The following is an 8,000-nucleotide window of genomic DNA, read 5'->3' as shown; positions in this document are numbered from 1 at the left end:
CAGGAACCTGAGGGCGTCTCCTCTGGCGGGCCGCCCTTGGGGCGGCCCCTACAGCATGTTTACGACGATGGGCTCGGTGCGCAATTTGTGGAAATCGCAGCGCCGGACAAGTTCATCCCGGCTATAGCGGCGCCGTTCCGGCACCAGGCCGCCGGCGTAGGCCAGGTAGGATAAGATGTCTTCTGCCGTAAGGCCCCGGTCCCGCAAGGAGCGGATAGTGATGCCGTGCTGGCGCTTGGACAGGCGGTTCCCGACTTCATCGACGAGCATGGGCACGTGGGTGTATACGGGCGGCGTATAACCCAACGTTTCCATGAGCCATATCTGCTGGGCCGTCGACGATAACAGGTCTTCGCCGCGCAGGACATGGGTGATGGCCATGGCCCCGTCGTCGACGGAGACGGCCAGCTGATAGGCATACATGTCGTCGGCCCGGCGGACGACGAAGTCGCCGCAGCAGCGCGTCAAGTCTTCGTGGAACGGCCCGTAGACGCCGTCTGTAAAGGAAATGGTCCGTTCCGGCACATGGACCCGCCACGACGGCTTCTTGGTCATCTGCTTCCGCTGGGCTTCGCTCAGGCCGTAGCAATGGCCGTCGTAGACGGTATGCTCGCCGGCATGAGGGGCGCCGACGGCCTGCAGGCGGGCGCGGCTGCAATAACAGGGATACAAGAGGCCGGCGGTTTTGAGTGTATCCAGGGCCGCCGCATAGCGGTCGTATCGTTCCTGCTGGATGTACGGCCCGTAAGGTCCGCCTATGTCAGGCCCTTCATCCCAATCGAGGCCCAGCCAGTGCAGGTCTTCCATGAGGGCCTGGGTAAAGATGGGTTTCGATCGCTGTTCATCAATATCTTCGATCCGCAGGACCAAGGTCCCGCCGGCCTGGCGCACTTGCAGCCAGGCCAGGAAAGCCGACCAGACATTTCCCAAATGGATATAGCCCGTCGGGCTCGGCGCAAAACGTCCGCGCATGACACTCACATCCTAATCGGGCAGCGAAATGAGGCTGGTGAACAAGTCCTTCGCTTCGCGTATCTTGGCTTCACTGCCCATGACGCAGACATTGTCATCGGCCATGACGGCGCGGATGCGCGGTGCCAGAGCCCGGATGTCGGCGGCCGTCGTCGCCAGCAGCTGGTCCCGGCGCTGCTGAGCAATGGCATCAGTGGTCCCCGTGAAATAGCGGGTCATGGCCTTGGCCCCCCGCAGGGACGGCGTCAAGGGGATGTCGATGCGACTCAAGGTCCCGATGACGTATTTCGTCATTTCCCGGTCAGACACGTCGAAGGATTCCAGATAATCTGCCAGGGCATCGTAGGCTTCGACGCTGGAGCGGAGATTGGGGTCGCGGTACGAGCAGAAGACCATGTCGCCGTTGTCATAGAAACGGGTGAAGGCGCCGTACGCCCCGCCCTGGACGCGGATCTTCGTCCACAAGTAGCCGTACTGGAGGATCGTATCGAGGACCATGAGCGAGCCGTCGTAGTCGTAGCCGTGGCTGCGGAAGTTGCCGCCTTTGGCGACGTACTGGACCGTGCCGCTGGTCATGATGCCTTCATTCTTCCGGGACAGGCCGAAATCGCACAAGCCCTGGAGCTTTTCGCCCTGCGGCAGGGCCGTGATCCACGACGACACAGTGTTTTTCGCCGTCTGCCAGTCGTCCCGGCTGGCCGTCACTTCCAGGGTCAGGGCCGAACGGGTGAAGATCTTCTTCATGACCGCAGCGAGTTTGGCGCCGATGGCTTCGGCGTCCGTGTGGATGCGGCTGGCGACATCGGTAATGAATTCGTAGTACGACAATTCCCCGGCGTCGCAGAAGGCTTCGACTGGCGAAACGTAGGACAAGACGCGGTGCATGACGATCGTATGGCCCCGGCGGAAGGCATCCATATCCCAGCCGGCCTTCGTTTCTTCCACGAGTTCGACCAGGCGGTCCTTATTCGTGAAGACCGTATGCAGGGAGATTTCCTTCAACAAATCGACGAGTTTGTCCAGGTTCTGCGTCAGGCCTTTGGCCTTGAAGCGGAAGACCGGCATGTAGTCCTTGTTGTCCGTCCGGTTCGAAAAGGCCGACACGCTGTAGTCGATGCCGCCCGTGTACAAGTCGATGAGCGACGCGATGTCCCCATACGTATGGTCTGTCGTATCCATATCGCCGATGAGGTCGCTCAGCAGGTAGACATAGGAAATTTCTTCCCGTGTCAGGCCGTGGAGGTCGAAGTAGGCATTGACATAAGTAATGCCGTTCGTTTCATCCGCGACATAGCAGACCGGGACGCCGCCTACATCCTGCTGTTCCATGGCAATCGTGTCGGCCTTCTTTTCCAGGTCGTCCCGGGTCAGGGTCGGAATCGTTTCCAGGGCTTCCGGCGAGTCCGGCGTGGCCTGCCGCTTCTGCAGGGCCTGGGAGTCGGCTACGATGGCGTCGATTTCTTCTTTCGAGAGCGAAGCCTTGTAAACAGCCAGCTTGTCGGCCAGGGCCTTGTCGTGCCGTTCGGTCAGGCCCGGTTCCGGTACCAGTGAGATCAGGGCGTAATAGGGATTGTCGAGGATGTATTTCTGGATGAGGCCTTCAAAGTAGCCGTTGTCGATGCCGCGGCGCAACACATCCAGGGAGCCTTCATAAGACAGGGCAGCCAGGGGATCCATATCGTAGAGCCACGTATCCATGCAGCGGATGCCGTAGATGAGGCCCTTCGGGCGGCCGACGAAATCGGCTTCGCGCAGGATGAATTCCGTCCGGTTCAAAGCGCCTGTGAGCAGGGTCTTGTCCAGGCCGTCGCGGACCATGTTGCTGAGGACGTCGCGGACGATGGGCAGGATCTTGTCCTGTTTATCCGGGTCCGAGCCATTGACGGAAATGCCCCACATGGGCTGCAGGAGACCGTCCTGGAAGTCACCGGAAATATCCTTGCCCAGACCGGCATCGACCAGGGCTTTCTTCAGCGGCGCTGCCGGCGACTGCAGGAGGACGTAGGTCAGGACTTTGAAGGCCATGGCTACCGTCGGGTCCAGGGCGTCGTCGATGACATAGGTCAGGCTGTGCAGCGTCTTGTGGTCCGTCTTTTCTCCCGTGGCAATGCCGTAGGGGAAGGTCTGGACCTGGCTGCCCGGGCAGGCCTGGCGGCCGATGGCCGAATCGATGGTCTGGGCCTGGAACTGGCTCAGGTATTCGCCGTCGATGAAGGCCAGGGTCTGGTCGATATCCATATCGCCGTAGAGGAAGATATAGCTGTTCGACGGGTGATAATATTTGGCGTGGAAAGCGGCAAAGCCTTCCTGCGTCAAGTTCGGGATATCATCGGGGTTGCCGCCCGATTCGACGCCATACGTCGTATCCGGGAAGAGGGCATCCATGACGTGCCGTTCCATCTGCGAGTCCGGTGAAGAGAAGACGCCTTTCATTTCGTTATAGACGACGCCGCGATAAGTCAGCTCGTCGTCAGCCGAGTCGAGATGATAATGCCAGCCTTCCTGCATGAGGACCTGTTTGTCCTTAATCATGTTCGGGAAGAAGACGGCGTCGAGATAGACGTCCATGAGGTTCTTGAAATCAGCAGCGTTGCGGCTGGCTACGGGATACATGGTCTTGTCCGGAAAGGTCATGGCGTTGAGGAAGGTGTTGAGCGAGCCCTTCACCAGTTCGACAAAGGGTTCCTTGAGGGGGAACTTCCGCGAGCCGCAGAGCGTCGAATGTTCGCAGATATGGGGTACGCCAGTGCTGTCGGACGGCGTCGTCCGGAAGGAAATGGAAAAGACCTTATTGTCGTCGTCATTCTGGATATATAACAGGCGGGCACCGGACTGGACGTGGTGCAGCTCATAGGCCTGGCTGTGCAGTTCCGGTACGTAACGGGACCGGTCGACGGCAAAGCCATGGATCATCTGTTTTTCTTGTAACTTCATAAAAATGCTCCTTCATCTCTTATTATATAATGTATTATAGCTAGCATCATGCTTGCAAAAGTAACTGTTTCAAGTCCCCTACGGTCGCTGCCGTGTAATCGGGCTGGAAGGCCTTCCGTTCCGCTTCATCGCCATAGCCATAGGTGACATAAATGACGGGCAGGCCCAATTCGTGGGCGCCGATGATGTCGAAACGGCGGTCGCCGACCATGACGGCGTCGCCCTTTTCCACCGGGCCCAGGCCAGCCAGGATGCGCCGCATGACGTCAGCCTTGGTATCAGTCCCGCCGACGGCCGGTCCGGCAATGGCTTCCACATAGGGATCGATGCCGAATTTCTGGCAGATTGCCTCGGCATGGACCTGGGGCTTCGATGTAGCGACGAACGAGCGGATGCCCGCTTCCTTCATGGCCTTGAGCATGGGAACGATGCCGTCGAAAGCCCGGTTCTCGAACTTGCCGATCGTGCTGTAGCGTTCCTGGAAATAGGCATAAGTCTGACGGGCCTTTTCCGGCGAAAAGCCATAGACGTCTTCAAAGGTCGTCAACAGCGGCGGCCCGACGATAGTATGCTGATCCAGACGGCCTTCTGTCGATTCGCCCATCTGTTCCAGGGCATAGGCAACGGACTTGATGATGCCTTCCTTGGAATCGGTCAGGGTCCCGTCGAGATCGAATAAAACGTATTTATACATGTAACTTCTCCTGTGAAACTATACTTATTGTGTACCCTATCTATTTTAGCCTGCTTTGTCAATATTTGCAATCATTTATACAGGGCAAAGACCGTGAAAAAATTCCCATTGTTGACCGTTTTAGTATACTTATGGTATAATGACTTTACATTAACAAAGAATCATTTTCTCTTATGTCCATTACGTAGAAAGGAAGTGTCCTGATGAAAAATGTCATCCGCCCCTCTTACGATTTATATATCAATGGCCGCTGGGTCCCGTCCAGCGACGGTTCTACCTTTAAAGCCATCAACCCTGCCAACGGTGAAGTCCTGTCGGTCTGTGCCGAAGCGACGCAGGACGACGTCAACGCCGCTGTCCGCGCCGCCCAGGCTGCCTTCCCGGCCTGGAAGAACGTATCGCCCCGAAAACGACAGGCCATCCTCTTGAAAATCGCCGACATCATCGATAAGAATGCCGACACGCTGGCCCTCATCGAAACCTTGGACAACGGCAAGCCCATCCGGGAAACGAAGGCCGTCGACATCCCGGCAGCAGCCGACCATTTCCGCTACTTCGCCGGCGTCGTCCGCAGCGAAGACGGCCGGGCGTCGACCCTGGACGACCACACGCTGAGCCTGGTCATCCACGAACCGATTGGCGTCGTCGGCCAGATCATCCCGTGGAACTTCCCCTTCCTCATGGCCGCCTGGAAACTGGCACCGGCCCTGGCCGCCGGCTGTACGATCATCCTCAAGCCATCGAGCACGACGTCCCTCAGCGTCCTGGAACTGATGCACCTCCTGGAAGGCGTCCTGCCTGACGGCGTCGTCAACGTCATCACCGGCAAGGGCTCCCGGTCGGGTCAGTACATCCTCGACCATCCGGATATCCAGAAACTGGCCTTCACGGGCTCTACGGAAATCGGCCGCGGCGTCTACAAAGCAGCCCAGGAAAAACTCATCCCGGCGACACTGGAACTGGGCGGCAAATCGGCGAATATCTTCTTCGACGACTGCGATTGGGACATGGCCATGGACGGCGCCCAGCTGGGCATCCTCTTCAACCAGGGTCAGGTCTGCTGCGCCGGCTCCCGCATCTTCGTCCAGAAAGGGATCTACGACAAGTTCGTCGCCGAACTGGCCGAACGATTCAACCGCGTCAAAGTCGGCCTGCCCTGGCTGGAAGACACGCAGATGGGCGCCCAGATCGACGGCCGTCAGGTCGAAAAGATCCTCAGCTACATCGAAATCGGCAAGCAGGAAGGCGCCCGCCTGGTCTGCGGCGGCGAAAAGGCAACCGCCAACGGCCTCGACAAGGGCAATTTCATCAAACCGACGATCTTCGCCGACGTCACCAACGATATGCGCATTGCCCAGGAAGAAATCTTCGGCCCTGTCGTCTGCATCCTGCCCTTTGAGACGGAAGACGAAGTCATCGCCCTGGCCAACGCCAGCGAATACGGCTTAGGCGGCGCCGTCTGGACGCGCGACATCAACCGGGCCCTGCGCGTAGCCAAAGGCGTGGAAACGGGCCGCATGTGGGTCAACACCTACAATGCCCTGCCGGCCGGCGCACCTTTCGGCGGCTACAAGCTCTCCGGCATCGGCCGCGAAACGGACAAGACGACCATGCGCCATTACATGCAGACCAAGAATATCTTCATCAACCTCTCGGAAAAGCCCAGCGGCTTATACGAATAAGTAATCACGAAAGGACACTTCTCCTATGACAGCAAAAAAATCATCTCCCTCCTGCTCATGCTGCTCCTGGCCTGTACGGCCGTCTACGGCTTTGCCACCGTCGACCGGCCGGCTCCGCCGCAGGCTGCGACCGGTGCCAGCACCAAGAAATAACGATTGACAAGGACCTCCTTTCTTCCTATAATAAAGCCATTGCAGAGAAGAAAGGAGGTTTTTCCATGAAAAAGTTACTGTCGAAGAAAGAAAAAGCCCGGCGCCAGAGCATCCGCCGGTCACCGCAGATCAAACAGGCCATCCGCCGCCTCGACCCGGCGCGCATCCTGACGCTGGACCTGGAGACGACGGGCCTCACGGCCGACGCCGAAATCATCCAGCTGTCCATCATGAACGGCTGCGGCGACGTCCTCATGAACCGCTATTTCAAGCCCCTCTACACGGAACGCTGGGATGAAGCGATGGAAGTCAATCACATCACGCCGGAACAGGTCGCCTGTGAAGACCCGTTCATCCTCTGGGCCGACACGGTCAGCAGCCTTTTCATGGATGCAGACCTCATCGTCGGCTACAGTACCTTCAACGACATTGCCAAGCTCCACGCGTCGGGCGTCGTCCTGCCGGACAAGGACATCTACCTCGACCTGGCCGAAGCCTTTTCCCTCATCCATTACCAGGAAACGAAGACCATCACTTATGAAAAGCTCATGAACTGCGCCGCCCACTACGGCTATCACGGCCGCAACTGGCACGACAGCCTGACCGATACGGACGCGACGCTCTTCTGCTTCCAGCACATGCTCGACGACGACCAGGCCATCTTCAAAAAACGCCGTTACCCGCAAATCAGCGGATAACGGCGTTTCGTCGTCCCAGCTAGACGCCCCGGTCGTCGGGGTTCCAGATGATCTTATGGAGTTGAAGCTGCATGTGCCAGTCCGTCAGACGGTGTTCCTTCATGAACTCGACGATGCGCCGCGGCTCGATTTTGCCGAAGACGGCGCCGACGTAGACGGCACATTTAGGCCGGTACAGCTGATAGACACCCAGAGCCTGGCGCAGGTCGGCTTCGTCGCCGACGACGAACTTCAGGACGTCCTGAGGCCGGAGCTTCTCGAAGTTCTCCGGCAGCATGCGATTGGCCATGTCCGAAGACAGGCTCTTATAATCGACAGTGAACCAGACGTGGTCGTATTTGAAATACGGCTCGATGTCCATGCTGCCATTGGTCTCGATATTGACGCTGTGCCCTTTGAGCCCTTCCAGGAGGGCGTGGATGTCCTGGCACAGCGGTTCGCCGCCGGTCAGGGTGACGTTGGGATAGGACACTTGGGCGATGATATCGGCAATGTCCATGTGCCGGCCTTCGTTAAAGGCATAGGCCGTATCGCAGTAAGAACAGCGCAGGTTGCAGCCGCAGAGGCGGATGAACGTCGCCAGCTGACCGGCTTTCTTGCCTTCGCCGTCGATACTGTCGAAAATCTCGTTGACACAGAGGCTATAATTCATAAGTGGCCACGTTCCCTTCGCTTTCCTGGACCGTCACTTTGACACAATGGGGAACGGTGTCGCAGATCCACTTGGCGATATTTTCCGCCGTCGGATTGAAGTCGAAGACATCGTTCAGATTCTGATGGTCCATCTTGGCGTGGACCATTTCCTCGATTATGAGAGCAAGTGCGAGCATCTCCACGGTCATAACTGGATCATCTCTGTGACCTGCC

At 58.2% G+C, this 8,000-nt stretch carries 7 protein-coding genes; 2 read left to right on the top strand and 5 right to left on the bottom strand.

The features are described from left to right. Nucleotides 1-48 precede the first annotated feature (48 nt). From gluQRS to WMO23_RS10355, 3 genes are read right to left on the bottom strand one after another with little or no spacing between them, the layout of a single operon-like run. Complete coding sequence (gene gluQRS, locus WMO23_RS10365) at nucleotides 49-972, bottom strand: tRNA glutamyl-Q(34) synthetase GluQRS (RefSeq protein ID WP_020310534.1); 924 nt, start codon at nucleotides 970-972, stop codon at nucleotides 49-51. 12 nt (nucleotides 973-984) lie between these two features. Next, complete coding sequence (locus tag WMO23_RS10360) at nucleotides 985-3,906, bottom strand: insulinase family protein (protein ID WP_020310535.1); 2,922 nt, start codon at nucleotides 3,904-3,906, stop codon at nucleotides 985-987. 46 nt (nucleotides 3,907-3,952) lie between these two features. After that, a complete protein-coding gene (locus WMO23_RS10355; protein ID WP_020310536.1) occupies nucleotides 3,953-4,600 on the bottom strand; it encodes an HAD hydrolase-like protein in 648 nt (215 codons plus the stop codon). Between the two features lie 203 nt (nucleotides 4,601-4,803). On the opposite strand from WMO23_RS10355, the gene WMO23_RS10350 reads away from it, so the two are divergent. Beyond that, a complete protein-coding gene (locus tag WMO23_RS10350; RefSeq protein ID WP_020310537.1) occupies nucleotides 4,804-6,282 on the top strand; it encodes an aldehyde dehydrogenase family protein in 1,479 nt (492 codons plus the stop codon). 218 nt (nucleotides 6,283-6,500) lie between these two features. Next, nucleotides 6,501-7,133: a 3'-5' exonuclease gene (locus tag WMO23_RS10345; protein ID WP_020310538.1), complete on the top strand. Its 633-nt coding sequence runs from the start codon at nucleotides 6,501-6,503 to the stop codon at nucleotides 7,131-7,133. Nucleotides 7,134-7,152: 19 nt separating this feature from the next. Here WMO23_RS10345 and WMO23_RS10340 read toward each other — a convergent pair whose 3' ends face one another. Both WMO23_RS10340 and WMO23_RS10335 read right to left on the bottom strand, forming a co-directional pair. Further along, the gene (locus tag WMO23_RS10340) at nucleotides 7,153-7,785 is read right to left on the bottom strand and encodes a radical SAM protein (RefSeq protein ID WP_020310539.1); all 633 of its coding nucleotides are present in this window, start codon (nucleotides 7,783-7,785) and stop codon (nucleotides 7,153-7,155) included. Next, nucleotides 7,775-8,000 (bottom strand): 6-pyruvoyl trahydropterin synthase family protein (locus tag WMO23_RS10335; RefSeq protein ID WP_349174008.1); only part of this gene is annotated, 226 nt, incomplete at its 5' end. The genes WMO23_RS10335 and WMO23_RS10340, both read right to left, overlap by 11 nt.

It is taken from the genome of Megasphaera intestinihominis, assembly GCF_040096415.1.
GTDB classification, from domain to species: domain Bacteria; phylum Bacillota; class Negativicutes; order Veillonellales; family Megasphaeraceae; genus Megasphaera; species Megasphaera intestinihominis.
The sequence above is the reverse complement of the archived record's forward strand: the minus strand, read 5'-3'. Positions and strand labels throughout refer to the sequence as shown.